The sequence below is a fragment of the Microbacterium stercoris genome, assembly GCF_017592545.1.
GTDB classification, from domain to species: domain Bacteria; phylum Actinomycetota; class Actinomycetes; order Actinomycetales; family Microbacteriaceae; genus Microbacterium; species Microbacterium stercoris.
Genome location: NZ_JAGFOA010000005.1, coordinates 1 through 24,436, shown reverse-complemented (window position 1 = coordinate 24,436; position 24,436 = coordinate 1). Strand labels below are relative to the sequence as shown.

Below are 24,436 nucleotides of genomic sequence, written 5' to 3'. Positions count from 1 at the left end.
CTACGCGCTCACGGACGGAATGGTGTGGATGCGGCACGGCTTGACGAACATGCCCTCGGTGCAGTGGGCGTCGACCTGCGCCGTGAAGCTCGAGGCGGACATGCCGCGCGCCGCCTCCGCGACACGCCGCAGGAACTCGGCGCGGGGCTCCTCTGCGAGCCGGTGCTGATGTGCGACGCGGTAGTCGCTCTTTGCGAGGGTCTGCGACACGATCACCAGGCGGGCGCCGGCCAGAGCGCTCGAGGCGGCGCCGTCGACGAGCCCCTCCTGCACGGCGATCTGATAGGCCGCGAGCTGCCCGTGCGCGAGAACGTCGTTGTCGCCGGGCTTCTCGTAGCGGCCGCTCTTGAGATCGACCACCACAACGTGCTCATCCGCTGGGGCCGCGGGAGCCATCGCGCTCCAACCGCGTGAGCGCGCCAGCGCATGCTCGCCCCCGCCCGGCGGGTAGGTCTCGACGCGGTCGATCACGCCGCTCACGATCGCGCGTCGCGGACCGTCGATCTCCTCGCCCACGTATACCCGCGGCGGCGCGTCATGCTCGGCAGCGGTCTCGACGGCGAACCGGAACGACGCTTCCGACACGACGTGCGCTCCCCCATCTCGGCGCACCTCGCGCAGGTAGGAATGCAGGCGGTCGACGTACGTCTCGGCGCGCTTGCGCTCCTTCACGGCGATCCACGGGGTCTCGAAGTCGAGCTCGGACCAGCGCTCCTCGACCACCGATCGCAGCCCGTCGAGATCGCCGTCGGGGTAGCGCTCGAGCGCCGCATGGAGGATGGTGCCGATCCCCGCGCTCGGCGCCGTGACCGTGTCGCCACCGAGGCTGTCGATGACCCAGCCGAGGCCGCACTCCTCGAACGCCTCCATGCGAGACGGCGACACCCGCGCCGGCCCCGCGTCGAGATCGCGAAGCGGAGCATCCGTCGACGGTTCCCGCACGCCGTACCAGTCTTCCGGGGCCGCGCCGGCCACATCAGCCTGGGCCAGCATCGCGAGCTGCCCCGCCGCCTCCGCACGCTCATGCGTGTCATCGGATGAGGTGAGCACGCGCCGGTGTCGCGCCACGAGGCCGCGCAGCGTCAGCGGATGCTCCGTGCGCTGATCGTCGTCGCGGCGAGGTGGCGGCAGGAAGGAGAACAGCGCGCTCGGCCCGGTCGCGTCATCGTCGACCGCGGTGACGAGCAGTCGCGTGCGGGCGCGGGACACGGCGCGCACGAACAGCCGCAGCTCGTCGTGCATCGCCGCGCGACGCCGGTCGAGCACGCCCTGCGGCTCGGGCTCGCCGCGCCGCTCGCGGCGAGCCGCGACGACGTCGGCGAGGCGCCACGACTCGAGCAGCCCGCCGCGCAGGCGCACATTCGGCCAGACGCCCTCCTGCACGCCGGCGATGACGACCGCGTCGAACTCGACGCCCAGCGCGTTGGCGGGCGTCATCAGCGTCACCGCGCCGTCGCGATCCGGCGCGGACAGGGTGTCCTCGGGAACATCGCTGTCGAGGATCTCGCGGATGAACGGGTGGGGCCCCTCCTCCGGGCTGCGCTCCACCGATCGCTTCGCCGCCGCGAACAGCGCGACCAGCCCGTCGAGCGCGCGCGCGACCTCGGCGGCCACGGGGCCGTCGCCCTGCGCCTGCTGATGCCATGCGCGCTCGAGCCGCTGCCCGTCGCTCGCCTTGGCGCGATCCCACACGAGCCAGAGCAGCTCGTGGATGGTCGCGCCGCGGGCACCCTCCTCATGCAGAAGCCGCAGGGTCTCGGCGAGGCGCTTGGCGGTGCGCGACTCGGGGGTGTCGAGCAGGTCGAACGACGCCGGCTGTCCGAGGGCCTCGTGCAGCAGTTCGCGCGCGGGGCGGTTTCCTCCTTCTGCCAGCTCGGCGTGGCGAAGGTGCGCGCGCAGGCGGCGGAGCCCCACGCCGTCGAGCCCGCCGAAGGGCGATCGCAGCGCCTCGAGCAGGCTCTCGGCATCACGATCGGCGTGGTCCGCGAGGCCTAGGCGCACGATCTCGACGATGTCGTGCACGGCCGGCTCGCTGCCGAGCGGCCGCTGCACGCCCGCGGCCCGAGTGGGCACCTCGCGCGCCGCGAGCTCGGCCTCCAGCGTCGTCAGCTGCCGGGTGTCGTGCGCGATGACGGCGATCCGCGACCACGGCACTCCGCCCAGCAGGTGCCAGTCGCGCAGGGTCCAGGCGATGCGGTCGATCTCCTCGTAGGGTGACGCCGCGAGCAGCGTCTCGATCGTGCCGTCTTCCTCGAGCTCCTCCCCGGGAGAACGGCGATGCGCGACCACGCCGGCCGCTCCGATCGACTGCGTCACCGTGCGCACCAGTCGGGTGAGCCGTGCCGTCGAGCGATGCTCCCCGTCGAGCACGTGCGACGTCCCCAGCGCCCGTGAGAGCTGAGCGAACAGCTCGGGGGTGACGCCGCGGAAGGCACCCGATCCGATATCCGGATCGCCGAACGCGAGCACGGCGACATCCCGCGCCCGCAGGGCCTCCACGACGGCGATGCCGCCGCGCGTGAGCTCCTGCGCGTCGTCGATCAGCACCACTCTCAGGCGCTCGAGGCCCGCGATCGCCGCACCGGCCCGCAACGCGGCCGCCGCCTCCGCGTACAGCTCCGCGACCTCACGATGCGGCGAGCGCATGCCGTCGAGCACGTTGCGGTAGTCGCGCATGAAGCGCGAGACAGAGGTCCAGGCCGGCACGTCGAGCGCGGCGAGCTCTGCGGGTCCCACCCCCAGTTCGGCGAGCTCGGCGAGGAAGGCGCGCAGCTCGGAGCGGAAGCCCTTCGACGCTCTCACGGGTGCACCCAGGTGCTCGGGCCACAGGCGCAGGCCGTCGGCCTCGTCCTGCTCGTCTCCCGCGAGGATGTCTGCCACGATGCGATCCTGATCGGCGCCCGTCAGCAGCTTCGGCGCCTCGTCGCCCCGGCGCACCGCATCGGCGCGCACCACCTGGAACGCGAACGACCCCACCGAGCGCGCGAGCGGCCCGGGGGTGGCCACCTGCACGCGGAGGCCCAGCTCGTCGCGCAGGCGCGTGGCCGACACGCGAGTCGGCGTCAGCACGACGAGCTCGTCGGCCGCCACTCCGTCGGCGAGCAGCCGCGCGACGCGTTCGACGAGCACGGCCGTCTTGCCCGTGCCGGGCGCACCCACCACGACCCCGGACGCGTCGGCAGGAAGCGACAGCACCCGGGCCTGTGCGCGGTCCCAGCCTCGCTCACGGGGGTCGGAGATCATGCTTCCACGCTAGGCGGCGCCTCGGACATTTCGGCCCGACACCGCGTGTGCCCCCGCCACAGGACCCTCGCGTTCGCTGTCGGCGTTCATCCGCCTGCCGTGTCGTCGCCCTGCCATAGAGTTGTGCCACGGCCGCCCGCGCACCTGCACGAGGGGCTTCCCGCACGACGAAAGGCAGTCACCCGTGGACATCCGCATCGGCATCATCAACACCGGCCGCGAGCTCAGCTTCGAGTCGTCGGAGAGCGCCGAGAGCATCAAGGCCACGGTGGCCGAGGCGATCTCGGCCGGCACGCCGCTCAGCCTCACCGACGTCAAGGGCAACTCCTACATCGTCCCGACCGCGAACCTCGCGTTCGTCGAGGTCGGCAGCGAGGAGACCCGCCGCGTCGGCTTCGTCGCCTGACATGTACATCCTGCTGGCGCTGATCGCCGCGATCTCGATCGGCATCGGCATCCACTACCTGGTGCCGCGGCGTGCGACGCGCGGTGTCGTGCTCGCCCCCGCCATCTCGGGTGCCGCCGCGGCGGTGGTCTACGCGATCTGCACGTGGTCGGGTCTCGGCGAGGCCAGCCCCTGGACGTGGCTGTCGACGATCGTCGTCTCGGCGCTGCTCTCGTGGGCCGGCACCGAAGCGATCAGCCGTCACCGCGCGCATCACGACGCCGCCGAGGCGAAGGCCGCCGGCATCGCCTGAGCGCAGCACCGCGAAGCCCCCGTCCTCGACGGGGGCTTCGTCGTGCCCGGCGCCGCCTGACGCCCCTCAGCGCGGCGCGCCCACGGACCCTCGGCTCAGGAGGACAGCCCGAGCGCATCCATCCGTCGCGCGTGCGCGGCCATCAGCGCCGTGAAGACGGGCTCGACCTTCTTCTCGTCGTCGACGCCGAGGCGCTGCGGGCGCAGGGCCGCGCGCGCGACGAGCAGCGTGTCGCCGACGAGGCGGCGGGCCCACATCGACAGCAGCGAGCGCATCTCGTCGTCGGCCTCGATCGTCGCGCGGATGAGGTCGACGATCAGCTCGCGATCGCTGTCCACGTTCAGGATGCGCGCCACCTTGCGACCGGTGTCGCCGTACTCGGCGGCGAGCGTGCGGTAGAAGTCGTCGAGCATGCCGGCGGTGATGTGCACCGACAGCATCGTCTCCCGCGGCCGCGCGCCGATGGTCGCCCATCGGAACTCGTCGAGCTGCGCCTGGAAGGGCCGCATGATCTCGGACGGCACCTCGCCCCGCTCGCGGATCACATCCACGATGGCGCGGTGCTTCACGAGCGCCGCGCCCGCCGCGAGCGACAGCGCCTCCTTCTCGTCGAGATCGGGGGTGGCGCGGATCAGACGCGAGAGCGTCTCGAAGTAGCCGAGCTGCAGGTAGGCGGCCTGACCGAGGAAGGTCGTGGCGTCGGGCGCGAGCTCCTCGAAGGCGACGCGCGTCGCGTCTCCCAGATCGCCTCGCGACCGCAGGCGCAGGATCCGGGCGGGCGGGCGACGGCGCCAGAACTTCCAGTTGACCACGGCTTCAGCCTAGAGCGTGAGCGCGCCGATCCCGGGGAGACGACAGGTCGCTCGGGTAGGCTGAGCGGGTCCCCGGCGACGGATCGGGGCCTTCGCGCCTGGAGCAGACAAGGGCGTGGATCCATCTCCTCAGGCGGCGACGGCCGCCGGACAGGCAACTTCACAATCGTGACCGCATTCTCCGACCTCGGCGTCGATCAGGACATCATCGAGGCACTCGCCTCCAAGGGCATCGAGTCCGCGTTCCCCATCCAGGAGCAGACGATCCCCCTCGCCCTCCCCGGCCAGGACGTCATCGGACAGGCCAAGACCGGCACCGGCAAGACCTTCGGCTTCGGCATCCCCGTGGTCCAGCGCCTCGGCCTCACCCCGGAGCCGGGCGTCAAGGCCCTCATCGTGGTTCCCACCCGCGAGCTCGCCGTTCAGGTCTATGAGGACCTGCAGCTGCTCACGTCGAACCGCTCCACCACGGTCGTCGCCATCTACGGCGGCAAGGCGTACGAGGGCCAGATCGAGGCGCTCAAGGCGGGTGCGCAGATCGTCGTGGGCACCCCCGGTCGCCTCATCGACCTCTCGAACCAGCGTCTGCTCGACCTGTCGCACGCCACCGAGGTCGTCCTCGACGAGGCCGACAAGATGCTCGACCTCGGCTTCCTCGCCGACATCGAGAAGATCTTCCAGAAGGTCTCGCAGACCCGCCACACGCAGCTGTTCTCGGCGACGATGCCCGGCCCGATCGTCGCGCTCGCGCGTCGCTTCATGACCAACCCCATCCACATCCGCGCCACGGATCCGGATGAGGGCCTCACGCAGGCCAACATCAAGCACGTGATCTACCGCGCGCACTCGCTCGACAAGGACGAGGTCGTCGCGCGCATCCTGCAGGCCGAGGGCCGCGGGAAGACCGTCATCTTCACGCGCACGAAGCGCGCGGCACAGCGCCTGGTCGACGAGCTCGGCGACCGCGGATTCAACGTCGGCGGTGTGCACGGCGACATGGGCCAGGAGCAGCGCGAGCGCTCCATGGCCGCGTTCAAGGCGGGCAAGGTCGACGTCCTCGTGGCCACGGATGTCGCGGCGCGCGGCATCGACGTCGACGACGTCACGCACGTGATCAACCACACCATCCCGGACGACGACAAGACCTACCTGCACCGCGCGGGTCGCACCGGTCGCGCCGGTCGCACGGGCATCGCGGTCACCTTCGTGGACTGGGAGGACCTGCACAAGTGGGCCCTCATCAACCGCGCACTCGATTTCGGTCAGCCCGAGCCGACCGAGACCTACTCGTCGAGCCCGCACCTCTACAGCGACCTGAACATCCCGGCCGGCACGAAGGGCCGTCTCACCACCGCGCCCAAGGCCGACCGCCCGCCGCGCGGTGACCGACCGGCCCGTGGTGAGCGCCGCTCGGACGGCCCCGTGCGCAACGATCGCCGCGCCGGCGAGGGCTCGGGCGAGCCGCGCCAGCGCACGCGCCACCGCCGCGGCGAAGGCGACGTGGTCGCCGCCGAGCACGGCGCTCCCGCCGAGGCGCCGGAAGGCCAGGGCACGCACGACGGTCAGGGCGCCGAGCACCACGACGGCAAGCCGGCTCCCGCGCGCCGTCGCCGCCGCCATCGCCGTCCGGCGGGTGGCGCCCCGACCGGCGCCTGAGACCAGAAGACGAGACCCCCGCTTCGGCGGGGGTCTCGTCGTATGCGTGTGATCAGGCGGGATACACGGGATCGATTCCGCTCGCCTGTTCGATGAGGCGCGCGACCATCTCGTCGCTCGTTGTGTTCTCCCCCGGCAGATTCGGCTTGCCCCGGCCGTGATAGTCGCTCGACCCGGTGACGATGAGATCGCGCTCGGCAACCAGTCGACGCAGAAGCCGCTTGCCGCTCTCGGTGTTCTCACGGTGGTCGATCTCGAAGCCCGCAAGGCCGGCGTCGACGAGGTCCTGCAACATCGGCAGCGGCAGGATCCCGCGCCCCGAGGCGGGGTGCGCCATCACGACGACGCCTCCCGCGGAGGTGACGAGCTCGACCACCCGGAACGGATCGGGCGCGTAGTGCGGCTCGTAGTAGCCCTCGCGGGGGTGGAGCAGTCCGTCGAAGGCCGCGCTGCGATCGGTGGCGAGGCCCCGCGCGACGAGCGCGTCGGCGATGTGCGGCCGGCCCACCGTGGCGTCCCCGGTGGTCTGGGCGACCACGTCGTCCCAGGTCAGGTCGTAGTCGCGCGCGATGTTGTTGACGATCCGCTCAGCCCGTCCGATGCGATCGTCGCGGATCCGATCGGTCTCCGCTCGGAGCGCCGGATCGTCCGGGTCGAACAGATAGGACAGCATGTGCACGCTGCGCCACTCGTACTGGGACGAGAACTCCATGCCGGGCAGCAGCGTCATGCCCAGCGAGGTCGCGGCCTGCGCGGCCTCGGCCCATCCCGCCGTCGTGTCGTGGTCGGTCAAGGCGACCGTGCGGAGTCCGTGGCGGTGCGCCGCCGCCATCACCTCGGCGGGCGGCTCCGTGCCGTCGGAGCAGACCGAGTGCAGGTGCAGGTCGCTCGGTCCGCTGAACCTGATGTCTGCCTCACCCACCCGCCGATCGTATCGCCCGCGCCGCGGGGCGGCGTGCCGCGACAGGGGCGAGGATCAGCGCCTGACCAGGCGACTCATGGCGGAATGAGGCGCGATGTGCGCCGGTTTCCCAGGGGGCCGTTTTAGGGTCGAAGACGTGCTGCGACTGCTCGGGATCCTCGTGACGGTGGTCTTCGCCATCGCCACCGCGATCGTCAGCTGGCCCCAGTTCTTCCGACTCGAGCAGACGATGCCGATCGCACAGATCGTGTCGATGCGGGGTGTGCTGGTGGTCGCGTTCGCCGCCCTCACGCTGCTGTTCCTTCTGTTCGCTCTGTCGCGCCCGATGCGCGCGTTCGCCATGTCGATGGCGCTCGTGGCCGGCGTCGGCGCGATCGCCGGAGGCCTGACGCTGGCAATGCGCGGCTACGGCGAGGCCCTGCCGCCCGAGACGGAGTCGAGCGTGCGGGTGATGACCTGGAACACGGCCGGCGACGCGACCGGCGCGAACCAGATCGCGCAGTCGGCGGTCGCGATGAACGCCGACATCGTCGCGCTCCCCGAGACCGCACAGAGCGTCGGCGAGGATGTCGCGATCGAGATGCGCGAACTCGGCCGCCCGATGTGGGTGCACCACGTGCAGTACAACAAGGAGATCGAGCGCGGCCCGCAATCGTGGGTCACGACCATCCTGATCTCCCCCGAGCTCGGGGATTACGCCGTGATCGACTCGTCGGATGACGGCTCGAGCAACACCGGCATGCTGCCGAGCGCGGTCGTGATGCCGGTGGACGGCACCGGGCCCACGGTCGTCGCGGTGCACGCGGTGGCTCCGCGCCCGGCCTACATGGACCACTGGCAGTCCGACCTGCGCTGGATCGCCGATCAGTGTCCGAAGGACCTGAATGTGATCATCGCGGGAGACTTCAACGCCACCCTCGACCACATGGCCCCGCTGGCGGCAGGATCCGGCGATCTCGGCTACTGCCACGACGCGGCATCCGGCACCGGCAACGGCGCGGTGGGCACGTGGCCGACCGATGTGCCCACGCTGCTGTCGGCCCCCATCGACCACGTGATGCACTCCGACCACTGGAAGGCGACCGGATCCGTCGTCCTCGACACGCTCGACGGATCAGGCAGCGACCACCGCCCGCTCATCGTGCAGCTGGAGCCCGCCGGCTAGACCTGGTCGGCGCGACGCGCCTGCGCGCGGCGCGCGATGAGGATCACCAGTCGCCACACGGAGAAGAACACGGCCAGCGTGATCGTCGCGACGATGACGAACGGGAGTGCCGTGCCCTGCCCCGACACGGCGCGCAGGATCATGCCGAGCGCGACCGTGACGATCCAGACGATGCCGCCGGCGGCGAAGGTCTCCGGGCGCAGGCGACGAGTGGCCAGCACGATGGCGGTAGCGACCGCCAGTGCGAGGGCGAACGGCCACACCGTCATGAGGTAGCCGGCGAACGTCGCCTCCTCCTGGTGGGACGCGCGTCCCACCGCGCAGAAGACCAGCACGGCGACGAGGTCGTGGCCGAACGCGAGGGCAGGGTGCAGGCGACGCGGGGCGGTGCTCATCGCTCCAGGCTATGCGGGAACCGCCGAGCGGGATGTCGACGGCCGGTGTGACAATGGATGCATGAGCGAGCAAGCCACAAGCGAGCAGACCACGGCCTCGACCGAGCAGGCCCCGCAGAGCATCGTGAACCGTCGCCAGCCCTACCCCGAGGGCTTCCTCGCGACGATCTCGCAGGGCTGGGCCGAGAGACCGGAGCAGCTGCCGCCGCTCCGCGAGCAGGCTCCGTTCGCCGCCGCGCGCCGCGCCGCCGTCTCCGCCGCCTTCCCGGGCAAGCGCCTGGTCATCCCCGCGGGCCCGCTCAAGCAGCGCAGCAACGACACCGACTACCCGTTCCGCGTGCACTCGGCGTTCGCCCACCTCACCGGCTGGGCCACCGAGTCCGAGCCCGACTCGGTGCTCGTCTTCGAACCCCGCGGCGACGCCCACGACGTCACGCTCCATTTCCGCGAGCGCGCCGACCGCACAACGAGCGAGTTCTATTCGGACGCCACGGTCGGCGAGTTCTGGATCGGTCCCCGCCCCGCGCTCCCCGGCGTCGCGGGCGAGCTCGGCATCGCCACCGCGCACATCGACTCCTTCGTGTCGACCGACGATGATCTGGTCGTCGACGAGGACGACGAGCTCACGCGCTTCGTCTCGGAGCTGCGCCTCACCAAGGACGAGTACGAGGTCGCCCAGATGCGACTCGCGGTGAAGGTGACGTCCGACGGCTTCGACGACATCATCCGCGAGCTGCCGCGCATCATCGAGCACCCGCGCGGCGAGCGCCTCGTCGAGGGCGTCTTCCACCAGCGCGCCCGCAGCGACGGCAACTGGGAGGGCTACGACACGATCGCGGCCTCGGGACCGCACGCCTGCTTCCTGCACTGGACCCGGAACGACGGCGCGGTGCTTCCCGGCGACCTCATCCTGATCGACGCGGGCGCAGAGGTCGACAGCCTCTACACCGCCGACATCACGCGCACGCTCCCCGTGAGCGGCACCTTCACGCCGATCCAGCGCCGCATCTACGAGACGGTGCGCGAGGCCGCCGACGCCGCCTTCGCCGTCGCGAAGCCCGGGGTGCGGTTCCGCGCCGTGCACGAGGCCGCGATGGAGGTCATCGCGCGACGCACCGCCGAGTGGGGCCTGCTGCCGGTCACGGCGCAGGAGGCGCTCGACGCCGACCGGGGCGGCCAGCACCGCCGCTACATGGTGCACGGCACCAGTCACCACCTCGGCCTCGACGTGCACGACTGCGCTCAGGCCCGCCGCGAGATGTACTACGACGGCACCCTCGAGCCCGGCATGGTCTTCACCATCGAGCCGGGGCTGTACTTCCAGATCGACGACGTCACCGTCCCCGAGGAGTACCGCGGGATCGGCGTGCGCATCGAGGACGACATCCTCATGACCGAAGAGGGCCCCGTGAACCTGTCGGCCGACATCCCGCGCACGGCCGACGAGGTCGAGGCGTGGATGGCCCGCCTGCGCGGCTGACCGCGAGCGACCGTCAGATCACGAACGCCGAGACGATCGGTGCCAGCTCGGCGCCGATCATCTCGGCGTCTCGCCTGCGCCCCTTCACCGCGAACGAGTGATCGCCGCCCTCGATCCAGGTGATGCGGGCATCCTGGCACGTCGCGACGGCGGCCTCGAACTGGTCCAGCGGCTGGATGAACGGATCCCTCGTGCCCTCCACGAACAGCTGCGGCTGCGTGATCCGAGGCAGGTGCTCGGCCCGGGGCTTCTCCGGTCTGCCCGGAGCGTGCAGGGGATATCCGAGATAGACCAGACCCTCGACCGGGAAGTCGCCTTCGGCCGCGGCCATCGACGCCATCCGGCCCCCGTACGACCGACCCACGGCCCAGACCGGCAGCCCGAGGTCGGCGGCGTGCGCGACAGCCGTGCGCCACGCGGCGATGGCATCGGCCGGGCGACCGGGCATGCGCCGTCCCTGGTCGATGTAGGGGAAGTTGAAGCGGATCACGCTGAGCCCGTCGGCCGCGAGGGCCGATGCGAGGCCCCCGTAGAACGGGTGCGACATGCCGGCGCCCGCCCCGTGCGCCAGCACAACGACCGCGCGCGGGTCGTCGGCGGGATCGGTCGCGGTCGTCAGGTCGAGGCTCACGCCCGGTCGGCGTCGGGGTCGGTCGGTGCAGCCGCTCCCGGAGCGGCCGTCGGTGCGGCAGGCGTCTCGGGCACGGGCGGCGTGACCGGCGGCGTCGCCGTCGGGGCCGCCGGATCGATGCGCACTCCGAAGCGGGGCGGCTCCTGCGATGCGGGAGCGACGGGCTCGGCGGGTGCCGGCGTGGCAGGGCGGACTCCGGTTGCACCGCCGAGCACCTGGCGGGCCTTCGGGTAGCTGGGCGGGAGCACCGTCACGTCGTAGTGGTCGGCGGAGACCTGCGTGACACTCGCGAAGTCGCGACGACGACGCACCATCGCGTACGTCGCGATGCGCAGGAGCATTCCGAGGGCGACCGCGATGAGCAGATAACCCGCGAGCGAGCCGAACGAGGCTCCGGGGGTCCAGATCGCGATCAGGGCGACGAAGAGCAGACCGAGGAGGGCGCCGTTGAGCGCTCCCGACCACGCGGCCTGGGCGTAGCCGAGACGGCCGGTGACCTTCTCGACGGTGCGCAGGGCGCTGCCGACGATCGCGATGTGCGCGGCCGGGACCTCGCCCGCGATGAGCGCCGACACCGCCTTCTGTGCGCTCTCGTAGTCCTTGAAGCTCGCGACCGTCTCGCCCGTCTCGAACGGCTTGCTCATCCCGCTCATCATGCTCATGCGCGCCATTCTCCCACGCGCCCTGCCGGCCGGGCAGATGCCCCGCCTGCCGCCCGGGATCGGCGGATCCGCGGACTACGCTGGAAGCATGAGCACGCAGAGGGTATTCGCGGCGCGCCTGGCCGGGTGCGCTGTCTTCGACCCCGCGGGCGACCGGCTCGGCAAGGTCCGAGATGTCGTCGTCGTGTATCGAAGTAGCGCTGCTCCCCGCGTCATCGGCCTGGTCTGCGAGATCCCGGGCCGGCGGCAGGTGTTCGTGTCGATCGGACGCGTCACCTCCATCTCGTCCGGCCAGGTGATCACCACCGGCCTCATCAATGTGCGCCGCTTCCAGCCGCGCGCCGACGAGGTGCGTGTGCTGGCCGAGGTCGTGGGCCGCCGTGTGCACTTCGTGGACGGATCCGGATCCGCGGTGATCGAGGATGTCGCGATCGAGCCGAACCGCGTCGGCGAGTGGGCGATCAGCCAGCTGTTCCTGCGCAAGCCGAAGACGAGCGCCTCGCCCTTCAGCAAGGGCCCCACGGCGTTCGCGACCTGGGCCGAGGTGCGCGAGCAGCACACCCCCGGCGAGGCCCAGTCCGCCGAGGCTCTCGCCGCGAGCTACGCAGAGCTGCGCCCTGCCGACCTCGCGAACACCCTGCTCGATCTCCCCGAGGAGCGCATGATCGAGGTCGCGGAGGAGCTCTCCGACGAGCGACTCGCCGATGCCCTCGAGGAGATGCCCGAGGAGGAGCAGGTGCATATCCTCGAGCGCCTGGGCGACGAGCGCGCGGCCGACGTGCTCGATGCCATGGAGCCCGACGACGCCGCCGACCTTCTGGCCGAGCTCGAGCCCGAGCGCTCCGAGGAGCTGCTCCAGCTCATGGAGCCCGAGGAGGCCGAGGACGTCCGCATGCTGCTGCGCTACGGCGCCGACACTGCCGGCGGCCTCATGACCTCGGAGCCGATCATCATGTCCGCGGACGCGACCATCGCCGAAGCGCTCGCGACGATCCGCCGCCATGAGCTGCACCCGGCCCTCGCCGCGAGCGTGTTCGTGACGCTGCCGCCTTACGAGACGCCCACGGGCCGCTTCCTCGGTGCGGTGCACTTCCAGCGCATGCTGCGCTATCCCCCGCACGAGCGCATCGGCGCGATCCTCGACGACACCCTCGAACCGCTGCTCGTCACCGCGAGCGCGGCAGAGGTCGCGCGGCGTCTGGCGAGCTACGACCTCGTCTCGGTGCCGGTCGTGGATCAGGCGCGTCGCCTCGTGGGCGCGATCAGCGTCGACGACATGCTCGACTACCTGCTGCCCGACGACTGGCGCTCTCAGGACGCGGATGAGCCGCTGCCTGCCGCCCCGACGACGGCGCCCATCCCGATCGTGAGGCGCGGATGATGGCGCCGCGCGACATGTCGCGCCCCGATGCCGTGCGCGGACGCACGCCTCTGCTCGCACCGGCCACCGGCGCCGGCGCCAAGGGCAACGACCGGTTCGGCCGCGCCACCGAGTGGGTCGCCCGCGCGATGGGAACTCCGACGTTCCTCATCGCGCTGTCGCTGTTCGTCATCGTGTGGATGGTCTGGAACTCCGTCACCCCCGAGGGCTGGCGCTTCGACTCGGCCGACCTCGGCTTCACCGCCCTCACGCTGGCGCTCTCGCTGCAGGCCTCGTATGCCGCGCCGCTCATCCTGCTCGCTCAGAACCGCCAGGACGACCGCGACCGCGTGCAGATCGAGCAGGACCGCCAGCGGGCGGAGCGCAATCTCGCGGACACCGAGTATCTCGCGCGCGAGATCGTGGCTCTGCGCCTGGCCCTGGCCGAGGTGCAGGAGCGCACGGTGACGCGCGACGTGCTGCGCGACGAGCTCAAGGCCCTGCTGGCGGCCCTCGACGAACGCGACGCCGAGCGTGCGGACGATCAGGAAGACGATCTCAGCAGGCCGAAGGAATCATGAGCGACACTCCCCTCGCGGACCGCGTCCGCGACGCGGTCGGCCGCGTCTCCGATCCGGAGCTGCGCCGCCCTCTCTCCGAGCTCGACATGGTGCGCGGCGTCACGGCGGAGGGATCCGACGTGAACGTCGAGATCGCGCTGACGATCGTCGGATGTCCTGCGGCGGCCCGCATCGAGGCCGACGTGCGCGCGGCCGCCGAATCGGTGCCCGGGGTCGGCGCCGTCTCCATCGATGTGGGGGTGATGACCCCCGCGGAGCGCCAGGCCCTCACCGCGAGGCTGCGTCCGGTTCGCGGCATGCCGTTCGGCCCCGACTCGCTCACTCGCGTGATCGCCGTCACCAGCGGCAAGGGCGGGGTGGGCAAGTCGACGGTGACGGCGAACCTCGCCGTGGCACTCGCCCAGCGCGGCCTCGCCGTGGGCCTGCTCGACGCAGACGTCCACGGTTTCTCGATTCCGCCGCTCCTGGGGCTCGCCAAGGACGGCGTCGTCGTTCAGCCCACACGCGTGGATCAGCTGATGCTGCCCCCGGTCGGACACGGGGTGAAGGCGATCTCCATCGGCATGTTCCTTCAGGGCGCCGACAGCGCCGGCAACCCCGCAACGGGCGCCGTCGCATGGCGGGGACCGATGCTGCACCGCACGGTGCAGCAGTTCCTCACCGACGTGTACTTCGGTGACCTCGATGTGCTCCTGCTCGACATGCCGCCGGGTACCGGCGATGTCGCGATCTCGGTCGGCCAGCTGCTTCCGCACGCCGACGTGCTCGTCGTCACAACGCCCCAGGCCGCGGCCTCGGATGTCGCGGTGCGCAGCGGTCTGGTCGCACGTCAGACGGGGCAGCGTGTCATCGGCGTGGTCGAGAACATGGCCCCGATGACTCTCCCCGACGGATCCGTCATGGACCTGTTCGGCTCCGGCGGGGGCGCCTCGGTGGCGGCGGCTCTCTCCGTGGACGACGCGGAGGTGCCGGTGCTGGCGTCCATTCCGCTCAGCCCGGCGCTGCGCGCCTCGAGCGATGCCGGCGATCCGGTCGTGCTGTCGCACCCGGACGATGCCGCGTCCCAGGAGATCGCACGGCTCGCCGAGCGCATCGCCGCTCAGCCGCGCCGCCTCGCGGGGCGCAAGCTCCCCATCGCGCCGGCGCGCTGAGACGTCAGGTCGCCTCGAGGTCGAAGGGCGGCGGATCGGCGACGGTGAAGTGCTCGCGCACGAGCGGGCCGTTCGGTCGCGGCGGCTGGATGATGCGCTCCGCGACCGGAGCAGGCGCCGGCGCCTCATCGTCGAGCAGTGCCTCGCGGATGATGCGACGCGGGTCGTACTGGCGCGGATCGAGCTTGCGCCAATCGACATCGTCGAACTCGGGACCCATCTCCTCGCGCACGCGGGTCTGGGCACCCTGCGCGAACTCGCGTGCGCGCTTGACCATCCGCCCCAGCGCCTCGGCGTACTGCGGCAGCTTCTCAGGGCCGATGAGCAGGCCGGCGATGACGAGGATCAGCACGATCTTGTCGAAGCTGATCCCGAGGTTCATGGCCACAAGACTACCCGCCGCGCCTGCCGGGACCGTCAGCCTGGCGAGCCTAGGCTGGAGCGAGAGCAGGAGGTTTCACACATGAGCGAGCATGACGCGATCGCCCGATTCACGCGGGAGACGGTGGTCGAGCCCGAGCACATCGCCCGAGCCCGACAGCACGCCCTCGAGCTGGGGGCCGCGCCCGTCAGCGCCGGCGTCGGCGCGCAGTGCGCGGTGGTCGCGGCGGCGACCGACGCCCGCTCGATCATCGAGATCGGAACCGGCGCGGGCGTCTCGGGGCTCTGGCTGCTCCACGGCGCCCCGAAGGCCGTGCTCACGACGATCGACCACGAGCCCGAGCACCTCGCCGCGGCGCGACAGTCCTTCGCACAGGCACGCGTGCCGGCGACGCGCACGCGCTTCATCACCGGCCGCGCGGCCGACGTCCTTCCGCGCATGAACGAAGCGTCCTACGACATCGTGCTCGTGGATGCCGACCCCGAGAACGTGCTCGACTATGTCGAGCACGGCCTGCGGCTTGTGCGTGCTGGCGGCACGGTGCTCGTCCCCCGCGTGCTCAACGGCCGCGTCGCCGATCCCGTCGCCCGCGACGCCGTCACCTCGGCTTACCGCACGCTGCTGCAGGAGACCCAGAACTCGCCCGCCGTGATCGCAGCCATCTCTCCGATCGGCGAGGGCCTGCTGCAGCTGACCACCGTCGCGCGCTGATCCCCGCAGACGCGGAAGAGGCCGGATCCCTGCGGATCCGGCCTCTTCTGCGTCTATCCGGAGATACGGATGCGGCTCAGGCGCCGACGACCTGGGCGAGGACGCCGTGAAGCTCCTTCGCTTCCTCGTCGTTCACGGAGACGACCAGACGGCCGCCGCCCTCGAGCGGCACGCGCACGATGATCAGGCGCCCCTCCTTCACGGCCTCCATCGGTCCGTCACCGGTTCTGGGCTTCATGGCTGCCATGTTCGGCTTCCTTTCGTCGTGGTCTCCCGACGCAAGTTTACCGGTCACGGCGCAAATGGCTCACTCCGGGTGCGCCGAATGACGTGATATGCCAGGAGATCACGGAATCTGCCAGAACGTATTCCCGTGTCCGTACATGGCGGCGATCCACACCCACTGCCCCAGCACGCACAGGAGCAGGGCGACGATGCGCCCCCAGCGCGATCGCGGCGCGGCGCCCCACAGCGGCGAGAGCGGCACGAGCAGGCGGAAGGTGCTCGACTGCGGGAAGAAGACGGCCAGGAGATACACCACGTAGCTGATCGACCACAGCTGCACTTCCGGACCGAGGGCCCGCACGCGCCGCGCGAGCAGACCCCAGGCCGCAAGACCCACGATGAGCGCCAGACCGACGTACCCGGTCCATGCCGGCAGGCCCCACAGCGAGAACCAGAGCGGGGCGGCGCCCAGCCATCCTTCAAAGGGGACGAAGCCCTCCGTGCCCGGGAGCCACCCGCGACGCCACGCGAGCTCCGTCTGGAGGTAGGCATCCGGCACGCCGGTGACGATGCCGGCGATGATCTGCCAGGAGAACCCGACCGCAACGGCCAGCGCGCCGAGGGCGAGGATGTGCACGATCTCCGACGAGGACAGCACATCCGACCGCCGTCGGAACCACCGCACCAGGCCGTAGAGTCCGAGCATCAGGGCGAAAGCCAGGATCCCGGGGCGCGTGTATCCCATCAGCGGCACCAGCGCGTACAGCCACCACCAGCGCCGCGCGGCCAGCGCCCACAGCGCGAGCATCAGGAACGCGAGGAAGAGGGCCTCCGCGTAGCCGACCTGGAACAGAGCGGCCAGCGGTGCGGAAGCGAACAGCGCGACGGACCACATCGCCGCGTCGTCGTCGAGACGCCGACGCAGCAGCCCATGCAGGCCGAGACATGCGACGAACCCTGCGACGAGCGAGACCACCAGCGCCCCCGTACCCCACACGCCGAGCCCGACGGCGTTGGACAGGTGCGCGTAGACGGGCATAAACGCCCACGCGTTCTCCGCCACAGTGCCGGCGTCGTCGCGCGGCAGCGCGGAGGGATAGCCGAAGACGGCGACGGTCCAGTACCACTGCGCGTCCCATCCGAGCACGAAGTCGCCGAGCGAGGGATTCGGCCCGAAGCGCGAGGTGGACGGCGCCGCGGCCGCGACCTGGAGCATCAGCGCCGTCGTCACCAGGCGCGACATCACGTAGATCACCGCGATGCGCGCGACGGCGGGCCACCCGCGCCACACGGCGCGGAACCGGGAGAGCGTCGTCAGGCCGACGTCATGAGCCACGCCCGGAGCCCCCGCTCGACCTCCTCGATCTGCGACACGAGCACGCGCTCCTCGTCGTGGTGCGCGAGCAGGGCATCGCCGGGGCCGTAGTTGACCGCGGGCACCCCGAGCTTCGAGAACCGGGCGACGTCGGTCCAGCCGTACTTCGGCTTCGGGGTGCCGCCCACGGCACGCACGAAGTCCTGCGCGAGCGGGGCGTCGAGTCCCGGACGCGCGCCGCCCGAGAGATCCGTGATCTCGACGTCGAAACCCTGCAGCACACTGCGCACGTGAGCGACGGCCTCCTCCTCGGAGCGACTCGGGGCGAAACGGAAGTTCACCTCGACCTCGCACAGGTCGGGGATGACGTTGCCCGCGACGCCTCCGGTGACGCGCACGGCGTTGAGGCCCTCGCGGTAGTCGAGGCCGTCGACGGAGATCGTGCGGGGGCGGTACTCGGCCAGGCGAGCGAGAATCGGGGCGGCGGCATGGATGGCGTTCTCCCCGATCCACGAGCGAGCGCTGTGGGCCCGCACCCCCTTCGTGCGGACGATGGCGCGCAGCGTCCCGTTGCAGCCGCCTTCGACGATGCCTGCGGTGGGCTCGCCGAGGATCGCGAAGTCGCCCTCGAACAGGTCGGGGCGGTTCGCCGCGAGGCGGGTGAGACCACTCAGCTCGGCGGCGACCTCCTCGTGGTCGTACCAGAGCCAGGTGATGTCGACCGCGGGTTCGACGAGTTCGGCCGCGAGTTTGAGCTGCACCGCCACGCCCGCCTTCATGTCGACGGTTCCCCGGCCCCAGATGTAGGACTGCCCGTCGATCTCGATGTCGCGGGTGGGGACGTTCGCGTTGATCGGCACCGTGTCGATGTGTCCGGCGATCACCACGCGCTGCGCGCGCCCGAGGTGGGTGCGGGCGACGATCGTGTCGCCATCCCGGTGCACCTCGAGGTGCGGGAGCGCTCCGATCGCCTGCTCGACCAGGTCCGCCAGAGCGGTCTCCTGATCCGACTCGCTGGGGACGTCGCAGATCGCGCGCGTGATGTCCGGCGAAGACGCCGTCAGGTCCAGAGGCATAGCCCCCAGCCTAAGACGGGAGGGGCGTGCGCGATCCCACTCGGTAGGCTGGATCCATGACGGATGAGCGTTGGATTGCCGGTGTCGGACTTGCGACGATCGCGGCGGACGGAACCGTGCTGGACACCTGGTTCCCCGCCCCGCGCACCGGGCGGTCCGAGAATCTCGCGGACGAGGTCGAGAGCCTCGACCGCTTCGCCGCCCCCGACGATCGCCGCAATGTGTCGATCGAGGTCATCACGCTCGAGATCGACCTCGATGTCGCGCCCGCGTCGACCTCCGATGTCTATCTGCGTCTGCACGCGCTGTCGCACCGCCTCGTGAAGCCGAACGAGCTCAACCTGGACGGCGTCTTCGCCCACCTGCCGAACGTCGCGTGGACGAATGCCGGCCCCATGCACCCCGCCGATGCGATCCGTCTGCGTCCCTTCCTGCAGCGGGACGGCATCCAGATCGTCTCGCTCGACAAGTTCCCGCGCCTCACCGACTACGTCGCGCCCGAAGGCGTGCGCATCGCCGATGCCTCTCGCGTGCGCCTGGGTGCGTACCTCTCCCCCGGCACGACCGTGATGCACGAGGGGTTCGTCAACTTCAACGCCGGAACGCTCGGCAGCTCGATGATCGAGGGCCGCGTCTCGCAGGGTGTGGTCATCGGCGACGGCTCGGACATCGGCGGCGGCGCATCGATCATGGGCACGCTGTCCGGCGGCGGCAAGCACCGTGTCTCGTTCGGTGCTCGCTCGCTGCTCGGCGCGAACGCGGGTGTGGGCATCTCGATCGGCGACGACTGCGTCGTCGAGGCGGGCCTTTATCTCACGGCCGGCACCAAGGTGATCCTCGTAGACGAGGAGCCGGGCGAGGACGGATCGCCGCGCATCGCCAAGGGTGCCCAGCTGTCCGGTTCGAGCGGCCTGCTGTACCTGCGGAATTCGCTCACCGGCGCCATCGAGGCGCGTCGGCGCAAGGGCGTCGGCGTCACGCTGAACGCCGCGCTTCACGCATAGGCCCGCACACGACGAAGAAGGCCGCGACCCCTCGGGGGTCGCGGCCTTCTTCGTGCGGAGCCGTGCGCGCCGGTTCAGACGCCCGGGTAGGGGCGCTCGGGCGAGCCGGTGAACAGCTGCTGCGGGCGGCCGATCTTCGTCTTGGGGTCGAGCTGCAGCTCGCGCCAGTGGGCGAGCCATCCGGGAAGACGACCCATCGCGAACAGCACCGTGAACATGCGCGTGGGGAAGCCCATCGCCTTGTAGATGACGCCGGTGTAGAAATCGACGTTCGGGTAGAGGCGACGCTCCTTGAAGTAGTCGTCCTCGAGCGCGATCGCCTCGAGCTCCTTGGCGAGGTCGAGCAGCGGGTCGTGCACACCGAGCTGCTCGAGCACCTCGTCAGCCGACTGCTTGACGAGCTTCGCGCGCGGGTCGTAGTTCTTGTAGACGCGGTGCCCGAAGCCCATGAGCTTCACGCCGTCTTCCTTGTTCTTGACCTTCTCGACGAAGCGCTTCACGCCCTGGCCCGACTCCTGGATCTGGGCGAGCATCGTGAGCACGGCCTCGTTGGCGCCGCCGTGCAGCGGGCCCGACAGCGCGTGGATTCCCGCGGAGACCGACGCGAACTGGTCGGCGCCGGTCGAGCCGACAAGGCGCACGGTCGACGTCGACGCGTTCTGCTCGTGGTCCTCGTGCAGGATGAGCAGGCGCTCCAGCGCACGAGACATCACGGGGTTGACCTCGTATTCCTCGCTGCGCACGCCGAAGTTCAGCTTGAGGAAGTTGTCGACGAAGCTGAGCGAGTTGTCCGGGTACAGGAACGACTGGCCGATGCTCTTCTTGTGCGCGTAGGCCGCGATGACCGGCAGCTTCGCGAGCAGGCGGATCATGTTGAGCTCGACGTGCTCAGGGTTGGCCGGGTCGGACTGGTTCTCGTAGTAGGTCGACAGCGCCGAGACGCCGGATGAGAGCACCGCCATCGGGTGAGCGGTGTGCGGGAGGGCCGTGAAGAAGCGATCCTTCAGGTCCTCGTGCAGCAGCGTGTGGTGACGGATCTTGTCGTCGAACTCCGCCAGCTGATCCGCGGTCGGCAGCTCGCCGTAGATGAGCAGCCAGGCGACCTCGAGGTAGCTCGAGTGCGTGGCGAGGTGCTCGATCGGATACCCGCGGTAGCGCAGGATGCCCTGGTCACCATCGATGTACGTGATGTCCGAGCGCGTGGCCGCGGTGTTCACGAAGCCGTAGTCGAGGGCGGTGAAGCCCGTCTGTCGCGTCAGCGTCGACACGTCGATGCTCGGCAGGCCGCTCGTGGCCGGCAGTACAGGGAACTCGGCGGTCTTGTCGCCGATCGTGAGAGTGGCCTTCTCGGGCAGGTTTCCCGCGTCGCTCACGGCGCCTCCTTGCGATGTCTGTTGCGATTTCTCGTCGCATTCAGGGGGAGTCGATGGCGCACCGGTATGCCGTGCCCACCTCGTACAGCCTACTTGTCCCGCAGGTCACCTGTGACAAGCGACCAACTCGGGGGCGATCCGTTGACGGATCGTCCAGTCCGACCCGGAATCAGGACGGATCCGGATCAGACCGACGCGCGCAGCCGCGCGGCGGCCGCCGCGACGCGCTCGTCGCTCGCAGTGAGCGAGAGACGCACGTGCTGCGGGAAGAAGTCGCCATAGAAGACGCCGGGCCCCGCGAGGATGCCCAGCCCGGCCAGGCGCTCCATCGTCTGCCACGCGTCGCGCCCCTCGGTGATCCAGAGGTACAGACCCGCTTCGCTGCGGTCGACCGTGAAGCCGGCTGCCTCGACCGCGGGCTTCAGGATGTCGCGCCGCGCGCGGTAGAGCTGCTTCTGGTGCTGCACGTGCGCGTCGTCGCCGAGGGCCACCGCCATCGCGTGCTGCACGGGCGCGGGCGGCATCAGCCCCAGGTGCTTGCGCGCCGTGGTCAGCTCGCCGACGATCTTCGCGCAGCCGGCCAGGAACGCGGCGCGGTAGCCGGCGAGGTTGGACTGCTTGCTGAGCGAGTAGACCGCCAGCACGTTCGCCCGGCTGTCGCCGATCACGCGCGGGTCGAGGATGCTCGGCACGGGCTCGACGTCCCACGGAGCGTCCCAGCCGAGTTCCGCATAGCACTCGTCACCGGCGATCACGGCGCCTAGCTCGCGCGCGCGTTCGACCGCAGCGCGCAGTTCGTCGACGGTCCAGACGCGGCCGTCGGGGTTGCCGGGCGAGTTCACCCAGATGAGCTTTGTGCCCTCCGGCCATTCGGCGGGGTCGTCGGATGCGAACGCGGTCGCGCCCGCCACGACGGCGCCGACCGCGTAGGTCGGGTACGCGGCACGCGGGTGCACAACGATGTCGCCCTCGCCCAGCCCGAGAAGCGTCGGCAGCAGCGCCACCAGCTCCTTGGAGCCGATCGTCGGCAGCACGTTGCGGGGCTCCAGGCCCGGAACTCCGCGGCGGCGATCGAACCACGCGCCGATCGCCTCCCGCAGCTGCGGTGTGCCGATGGTGGCCGGGTAGGCGTGGGCATCGGTGGCCTCCGCCAGCGCACGGCGCACGACCTCGGGCGTCGGATCGACGGGAGAGCCGATCGAGAGATCGACGAGACCGTCGGCGTGAGCCCGCGCGCGTTCGGCGAAAGGTGCGACGGCGTCCCAGGGATAGTCGGCGAGGTCGCGGACGCTCACCGGATCAGTGGCCCTCGCCCTGAGGGGGCAGGGCGGCGATGATCGGGTGGTCCTTGGGGATCACGCCGGTCTTGGCGGCGCCACCCGGGGAGCCGATCTCGTCGAAGAACTCGACGTTGGCCTTGTAATAGTCCTGCCACTCGTCGGGCAGGTCGTCCTCGTAGTAGATGGCCTCGACGGGGCACACCGGCTCGCACGCACCGCAGTCGACGCACTCGTCCGGGTGGATGTAGAGGCTGCGCTCACCCTCGTAGATGCAGTCCACGGGGCACTCGTCGATGCACGCGCGATCCTTGACGTCCACACACGGCAGGGCGATCACATAAGTCACGTGTCGAGTCTACGCGCCTCGGAGCCGTCGTCCGCCGTCGTGGCGGCCGTCGGCGGCCGCAGGCGCGAGAGGTCGGGCCAGGCTCCGACCAGGAGCACGACACCCGTCACCGCGTACGTCCAGATCAGGCCCCAGGGCACGGCTCCCTCCGCTGCCTGCGGCACCACGACCGATCCGCCCGGCCCCTTGCCCGAGAAGATCAGCACCGCCGCGAGCATGCCCAGGCCCGCCGCCCACGTCGGCAGACGTCCGGCAATCAGCAGCCGCAGACCGAGGAGGAGCGCGGCGCATCCGACCAGCGACAGGATGAGGCCCACCGGCAGCACACCCCACAGGAAGGAGTGGGCGACCGTGCCGGCGACTCCGAAGATCGCTCCCGTCACGAGCGCGAGGAGGAGGATCAGGATGCGCGACGGCCAGCTCATGGATCCAGGCTACGTGGCCCAGCCGAGCAGTCGCAGGAGCGCCGCGACGACGGCCGCCGCGACCACCACGACCAGGAAGGACTGCCGCAGCCACAGCAGCACGGCCGCCACGAGCACCGCGGGAAGCCGCGCGTCGACCACCAGCGCCTGACCGGATCCGAGAGCCTGCACCGCCACCAGCGAGGCGAGCAGCGCGACCGTCAGCAGGTCGGTGATGCGCGCCGGGCGCGGGCGCTCGACCCATTCCGACGGCACGAGGTACCCGGCGAGCTTCAGCACGAGCACGATGCACCCCGCGAGCAGGATCGCTCCCCACAGCGTCATCGGAGCTCCTCCCCTGCCGCCCCCGGCGAGGAGGTCGCCGGTTCGGACCGGCCGAGCCAGTTGAACCAGCCCACGAGCACGGCGACCACGGCCGCGATCATCACCGGCAGCCCGGGCATCAGCAGCGGAGTGAGGGCGGCGGCCACCACGGCCGCCGCCGCGCCCACCGCGATCGCCTGGCGCGACTTCAGCCGCGGCCACAGCAGCGCGAGGAAGGCGGCTGCCGCGGCGGCGTCGAGGCCGTACGCCCGCACATCACCGAGCACGTCGCCGAGGATGCCCCCGAAGACCGTCGCGATGTTCCATCCCACGAAGATCGCCAGACCCGTCGCCCAGAAGCCGATGCGCCGCGCCCGTGTCTCGGTGTGCGCCAGCGCGACCGCGGTCGACTCGTCGATCGTGAACTGCGCCGCCGCGATCCGGTGCCACCACGACAGGCCGACCACCGGGTTCATGCGCACCGAGTAGGCCGCATTGCGCACGCCGAGCAGGGCGGCGGAGGCGATGGCAGAGGGAGCAGCGGCGAGACCGCCCGAGGCGATGACGCCGATGAACGCGAACTGCGACCCTCCGCTGAACATCAGCAGGCTCATCACGCTCGTCTGCCAGAGGTCGAGCCCGGCGAGCACCGACAGCGCTCCGAACGAGATGCCGTACGCGCTCGTCGGGATCGCTACGGCGAAGGACTGCTTCCAGGCGCTGCGGTCCGCCTCTGCGAGGGGCGGGCGGGAGGAGGTCACCGGTCGAGATTACCGGCGCGCGAGCGGCCGGGGCGCGTCGCGGCGGCCGATCATCGTTCGAATCGCGCCACGTCGGATCCGCCGGCGGCGGTGACGATCCGCGCGCGCATCTCCTCATCCACGTCGTCGAGCCGCGACACCGGACGCCAGAACGCCTCGCTGTTCTCGCCGTCGGCCGGGCGCGGCTCTCCCGAGACGTACCGGCAGCGGAAGACCAGGTCGAGGTACTGCGCCTGGTCGCCGTTGGCGTACGTCGTCGGACGCAGCGCGTGCACCCACACGAGCGCCGCGGCGACCGCGACGACGTCCGCCTCCTCGAGCACCTCGCGCTCGGCGGCGATGGCGGGCTCCTCGCCCGGGTCGATGATGCCCGTCACGGGCGTCAGGCGGCCGTTGTCGGCTCGGCGCACGAGCAGCGTCTCGGGGCCGTCGACGCCGTCGCGCAGCACAACCGCCGTCACCCCGCTCAGCCAGAGCGG

Annotated in this window: 27 protein-coding genes; 10 read left to right on the top strand and 17 right to left on the bottom strand. The window is 70.9% G+C overall.

Features of this window, described 5'->3' with window-relative positions; all coding sequences use genetic code 11:
• Positions 1–3,243 (bottom strand): ATP-dependent DNA helicase, encoded by a 3,243-nt coding sequence (locus J5V96_RS12495; protein ID WP_208500016.1) that lies wholly within the window; start codon positions 3,241–3,243, stop codon positions 1–3.
• A gap of 184 nt (positions 3,244–3,427) precedes the next feature.
• Between J5V96_RS12495 and J5V96_RS12490 the strand changes: the two genes are divergently transcribed.
• On the top strand, positions 3,428–3,649 hold the full coding sequence (locus J5V96_RS12490) for a DUF3107 domain-containing protein (protein WP_208500015.1): 222 nt from the start codon (positions 3,428–3,430) through the stop codon (positions 3,647–3,649).
• A gap of 1 nt (position 3,650) precedes the next feature.
• Positions 3,651–3,941, top strand: a complete 291-nt coding sequence (locus J5V96_RS12485) for a hypothetical protein (protein WP_208500014.1) — start codon at positions 3,651–3,653, stop codon at positions 3,939–3,941.
• A 95-nt stretch (positions 3,942–4,036) separates the two neighbouring features.
• Here the strand turns inward: J5V96_RS12485 and J5V96_RS12480 are convergent, their stop codons facing one another.
• Positions 4,037–4,753 carry a ferritin-like fold-containing protein gene (locus tag J5V96_RS12480; RefSeq protein ID WP_208500013.1) on the bottom strand — a complete coding sequence of 239 codons (717 nt, stop codon included), beginning with the start codon at positions 4,751–4,753 and terminating at the stop codon, positions 4,037–4,039.
• Between the two features lie 168 nt (positions 4,754–4,921).
• Between J5V96_RS12480 and J5V96_RS12475 the strand changes: the two genes are divergently transcribed.
• Entirely contained in the window at positions 4,922–6,409 is a 1,488-nt protein-coding gene (locus J5V96_RS12475) for a DEAD/DEAH box helicase (RefSeq protein ID WP_208500012.1), read from the top strand.
• A 52-nt stretch (positions 6,410–6,461) separates the two neighbouring features.
• Here the strand turns inward: J5V96_RS12475 and J5V96_RS12470 are convergent, their stop codons facing one another.
• Positions 6,462–7,331, bottom strand: a complete 870-nt coding sequence (locus tag J5V96_RS12470; protein WP_208500011.1) for a PHP domain-containing protein — start codon at positions 7,329–7,331, stop codon at positions 6,462–6,464.
• 136 nt (positions 7,332–7,467) lie between these two features.
• Between J5V96_RS12470 and J5V96_RS12465 the strand changes: the two genes are divergently transcribed.
• On the top strand, positions 7,468–8,496 hold the full coding sequence (locus J5V96_RS12465) for an endonuclease/exonuclease/phosphatase family protein (protein WP_208500010.1): 1,029 nt from the start codon (positions 7,468–7,470) through the stop codon (positions 8,494–8,496).
• Here J5V96_RS12465 and J5V96_RS12460 read toward each other — a convergent pair.
• Complete coding sequence (locus J5V96_RS12460) at positions 8,493–8,891, bottom strand: DUF3054 domain-containing protein (protein ID WP_208500009.1); 399 nt, start codon at positions 8,889–8,891, stop codon at positions 8,493–8,495. The two genes, J5V96_RS12465 and J5V96_RS12460, sit on opposite strands and share 4 nt — an antisense overlap.
• 61 nt (positions 8,892–8,952) lie before the next feature.
• Here J5V96_RS12460 and J5V96_RS12455 point away from each other — a divergent pair, with 61 nt between their 5' ends.
• Positions 8,953–10,371, top strand: a complete 1,419-nt coding sequence (locus J5V96_RS12455; protein WP_208500008.1) for an aminopeptidase P family protein — start codon at positions 8,953–8,955, stop codon at positions 10,369–10,371.
• 13 nt (positions 10,372–10,384) lie between these two features.
• Here J5V96_RS12455 and J5V96_RS12450 read toward each other — a convergent pair whose 3' ends face one another.
• Complete coding sequence (locus J5V96_RS12450) at positions 10,385–11,002, bottom strand: alpha/beta hydrolase family protein (RefSeq protein WP_307793272.1); 618 nt, start codon at positions 11,000–11,002, stop codon at positions 10,385–10,387.
• Positions 10,999–11,664 (bottom strand): YflT domain-containing protein, encoded by a 666-nt coding sequence (locus J5V96_RS12445; RefSeq protein ID WP_208500007.1) that lies wholly within the window; start codon positions 11,662–11,664, stop codon positions 10,999–11,001. Before J5V96_RS12445 ends, J5V96_RS12450 begins: the two co-directional genes overlap by 4 nt.
• Before the next feature lie 88 nt (positions 11,665–11,752).
• Between J5V96_RS12445 and J5V96_RS12440 the strand changes: the two genes are divergently transcribed.
• From J5V96_RS12440 to J5V96_RS12430, 3 genes are read left to right on the top strand one after another with little or no spacing between them, the layout of a single operon-like run.
• Positions 11,753–13,045, top strand: coding sequence for a magnesium transporter MgtE N-terminal domain-containing protein (locus tag J5V96_RS12440; RefSeq protein WP_208500006.1), 1,293 nt, complete (start codon positions 11,753–11,755; stop codon positions 13,043–13,045).
• A complete protein-coding gene (locus tag J5V96_RS12435; protein WP_236014362.1) occupies positions 13,045–13,605 on the top strand; it encodes a DUF1003 domain-containing protein in 561 nt (186 codons plus the stop codon). The genes J5V96_RS12440 and J5V96_RS12435 overlap by 1 nt, the downstream gene beginning before the upstream one ends.
• On the top strand, positions 13,602–14,756 hold the full coding sequence (locus J5V96_RS12430; protein ID WP_208500005.1) for an Mrp/NBP35 family ATP-binding protein: 1,155 nt from the start codon (positions 13,602–13,604) through the stop codon (positions 14,754–14,756). Before J5V96_RS12435 ends, J5V96_RS12430 begins: the two co-directional genes overlap by 4 nt.
• A 4-nt stretch (positions 14,757–14,760) precedes the next feature.
• Here J5V96_RS12430 and J5V96_RS12425 read toward each other — a convergent pair whose 3' ends face one another.
• Complete coding sequence (locus tag J5V96_RS12425) at positions 14,761–15,138, bottom strand: twin-arginine translocase TatA/TatE family subunit (protein ID WP_208500004.1); 378 nt, start codon at positions 15,136–15,138, stop codon at positions 14,761–14,763.
• 81 nt (positions 15,139–15,219) lie between these two features.
• On the opposite strand from J5V96_RS12425, the gene J5V96_RS12420 reads away from it, so the two are divergent.
• Entirely contained in the window at positions 15,220–15,849 is a 630-nt protein-coding gene (locus J5V96_RS12420) for an O-methyltransferase (RefSeq protein ID WP_208500003.1), read from the top strand.
• Positions 15,850–15,925: 76 nt separating this feature from the next.
• On the opposite strand, the gene J5V96_RS12415 is transcribed toward J5V96_RS12420, so the two are convergent.
• From J5V96_RS12415 to dapE, 3 genes are all read right to left on the bottom strand, one after another.
• The gene (locus tag J5V96_RS12415) at positions 15,926–16,096 is read right to left on the bottom strand and encodes a DUF3117 domain-containing protein (RefSeq protein ID WP_208500002.1); all 171 of its coding nucleotides are present in this window, start codon (positions 16,094–16,096) and stop codon (positions 15,926–15,928) included.
• A gap of 99 nt (positions 16,097–16,195) precedes the next feature.
• Positions 16,196–17,410, bottom strand: a complete 1,215-nt coding sequence (locus J5V96_RS12410; protein ID WP_307793265.1) for a hypothetical protein — start codon at positions 17,408–17,410, stop codon at positions 16,196–16,198.
• A complete protein-coding gene (dapE, locus tag J5V96_RS12405) occupies positions 17,389–18,465 on the bottom strand; it encodes a succinyl-diaminopimelate desuccinylase (RefSeq protein ID WP_208500001.1) in 1,077 nt (358 codons plus the stop codon). Before dapE ends, J5V96_RS12410 begins: the two co-directional genes overlap by 22 nt.
• Positions 18,466–18,521: 56 nt before the next feature.
• Between dapE and dapD the strand changes: the two genes are divergently transcribed.
• Complete coding sequence (gene dapD, locus J5V96_RS12400; RefSeq protein ID WP_208500000.1) at positions 18,522–19,469, top strand: 2,3,4,5-tetrahydropyridine-2,6-dicarboxylate N-succinyltransferase; 948 nt, start codon at positions 18,522–18,524, stop codon at positions 19,467–19,469.
• 74 nt (positions 19,470–19,543) lie between these two features.
• Here dapD and J5V96_RS12395 read toward each other — a convergent pair whose 3' ends face one another.
• From J5V96_RS12395 to J5V96_RS12365, 7 genes are all read right to left on the bottom strand, one after another.
• Complete coding sequence (locus J5V96_RS12395; RefSeq protein WP_208499999.1) at positions 19,544–20,842, bottom strand: citrate synthase; 1,299 nt, start codon at positions 20,840–20,842, stop codon at positions 19,544–19,546.
• Between the two features lie 185 nt (positions 20,843–21,027).
• Positions 21,028–22,137, bottom strand: a complete 1,110-nt coding sequence (gene dapC / locus J5V96_RS12390; RefSeq protein ID WP_208499998.1) for a succinyldiaminopimelate transaminase — start codon at positions 22,135–22,137, stop codon at positions 21,028–21,030.
• 4 nt (positions 22,138–22,141) lie between these two features.
• Positions 22,142–22,468: a ferredoxin gene (fdxA, locus tag J5V96_RS12385; RefSeq protein ID WP_208499997.1), complete on the bottom strand. Its 327-nt coding sequence runs from the start codon at positions 22,466–22,468 to the stop codon at positions 22,142–22,144.
• On the bottom strand, positions 22,465–22,893 hold the full coding sequence (locus J5V96_RS12380) for a histidinol dehydrogenase (RefSeq protein WP_208499996.1): 429 nt from the start codon (positions 22,891–22,893) through the stop codon (positions 22,465–22,467). The genes fdxA and J5V96_RS12380 overlap by 4 nt, the downstream gene beginning before the upstream one ends.
• Before the next feature lie 9 nt (positions 22,894–22,902).
• Positions 22,903–23,217 carry an AzlD domain-containing protein gene (locus tag J5V96_RS12375; protein ID WP_208499995.1) on the bottom strand — a complete coding sequence of 105 codons (315 nt, stop codon included), beginning with the start codon at positions 23,215–23,217 and terminating at the stop codon, positions 22,903–22,905.
• A complete protein-coding gene (locus J5V96_RS12370) occupies positions 23,214–23,957 on the bottom strand; it encodes an AzlC family ABC transporter permease (protein ID WP_208499994.1) in 744 nt (247 codons plus the stop codon). Before J5V96_RS12370 ends, J5V96_RS12375 begins: the two co-directional genes overlap by 4 nt.
• A gap of 50 nt (positions 23,958–24,007) precedes the next feature.
• The coding region (locus J5V96_RS12365; RefSeq protein ID WP_208504284.1) for an NUDIX domain-containing protein at positions 24,008–24,436 on the bottom strand (429 nt) is incomplete at its 5' end.

Coding starts and splice junctions, on each gene's coding strand:
- J5V96_RS12495 (WP_208500016.1), bottom strand. CDS start 3,243: ATGATCTCCGACCCCCGTGAGCGAGGCTGGGACCGCGCACAGGCCCGG.
- J5V96_RS12485 (WP_208500014.1), top strand. CDS start 3,651: ATGTACATCCTGCTGGCGCTGATCGCCGCGATCTCGATCGGCATCGGC.
- J5V96_RS12460 (WP_208500009.1), bottom strand. CDS start 8,891: ATGAGCACCGCCCCGCGTCGCCTGCACCCTGCCCTCGCGTTCGGCCAC.
- J5V96_RS12455 (WP_208500008.1), top strand. CDS start 8,953: ATGAGCGAGCAAGCCACAAGCGAGCAGACCACGGCCTCGACCGAGCAG.
- J5V96_RS12445 (WP_208500007.1), bottom strand. CDS start 11,664: ATGAGCATGATGAGCGGGATGAGCAAGCCGTTCGAGACGGGCGAGACG.
- J5V96_RS12440 (WP_208500006.1), top strand. CDS start 11,753: ATGAGCACGCAGAGGGTATTCGCGGCGCGCCTGGCCGGGTGCGCTGTC.
- J5V96_RS12435 (WP_236014362.1), top strand. CDS start 13,045: ATGGCGCCGCGCGACATGTCGCGCCCCGATGCCGTGCGCGGACGCACG.
- J5V96_RS12430 (WP_208500005.1), top strand. CDS start 13,602: ATGAGCGACACTCCCCTCGCGGACCGCGTCCGCGACGCGGTCGGCCGC.
- J5V96_RS12425 (WP_208500004.1), bottom strand. CDS start 15,138: ATGAACCTCGGGATCAGCTTCGACAAGATCGTGCTGATCCTCGTCATC.
- J5V96_RS12420 (WP_208500003.1), top strand. CDS start 15,220: ATGAGCGAGCATGACGCGATCGCCCGATTCACGCGGGAGACGGTGGTC.
- J5V96_RS12415 (WP_208500002.1), bottom strand. CDS start 16,096: ATGGCAGCCATGAAGCCCAGAACCGGTGACGGACCGATGGAGGCCGTG.
- dapE (WP_208500001.1), bottom strand. CDS start 18,465: ATGCCTCTGGACCTGACGGCGTCTTCGCCGGACATCACGCGCGCGATC.
- dapD (WP_208500000.1), top strand. CDS start 18,522: ATGACGGATGAGCGTTGGATTGCCGGTGTCGGACTTGCGACGATCGCG.
- J5V96_RS12380 (WP_208499996.1), bottom strand. CDS start 22,893: ATGAGCTGGCCGTCGCGCATCCTGATCCTCCTCCTCGCGCTCGTGACG.
- J5V96_RS12375 (WP_208499995.1), bottom strand. CDS start 23,217: ATGACGCTGTGGGGAGCGATCCTGCTCGCGGGGTGCATCGTGCTCGTG.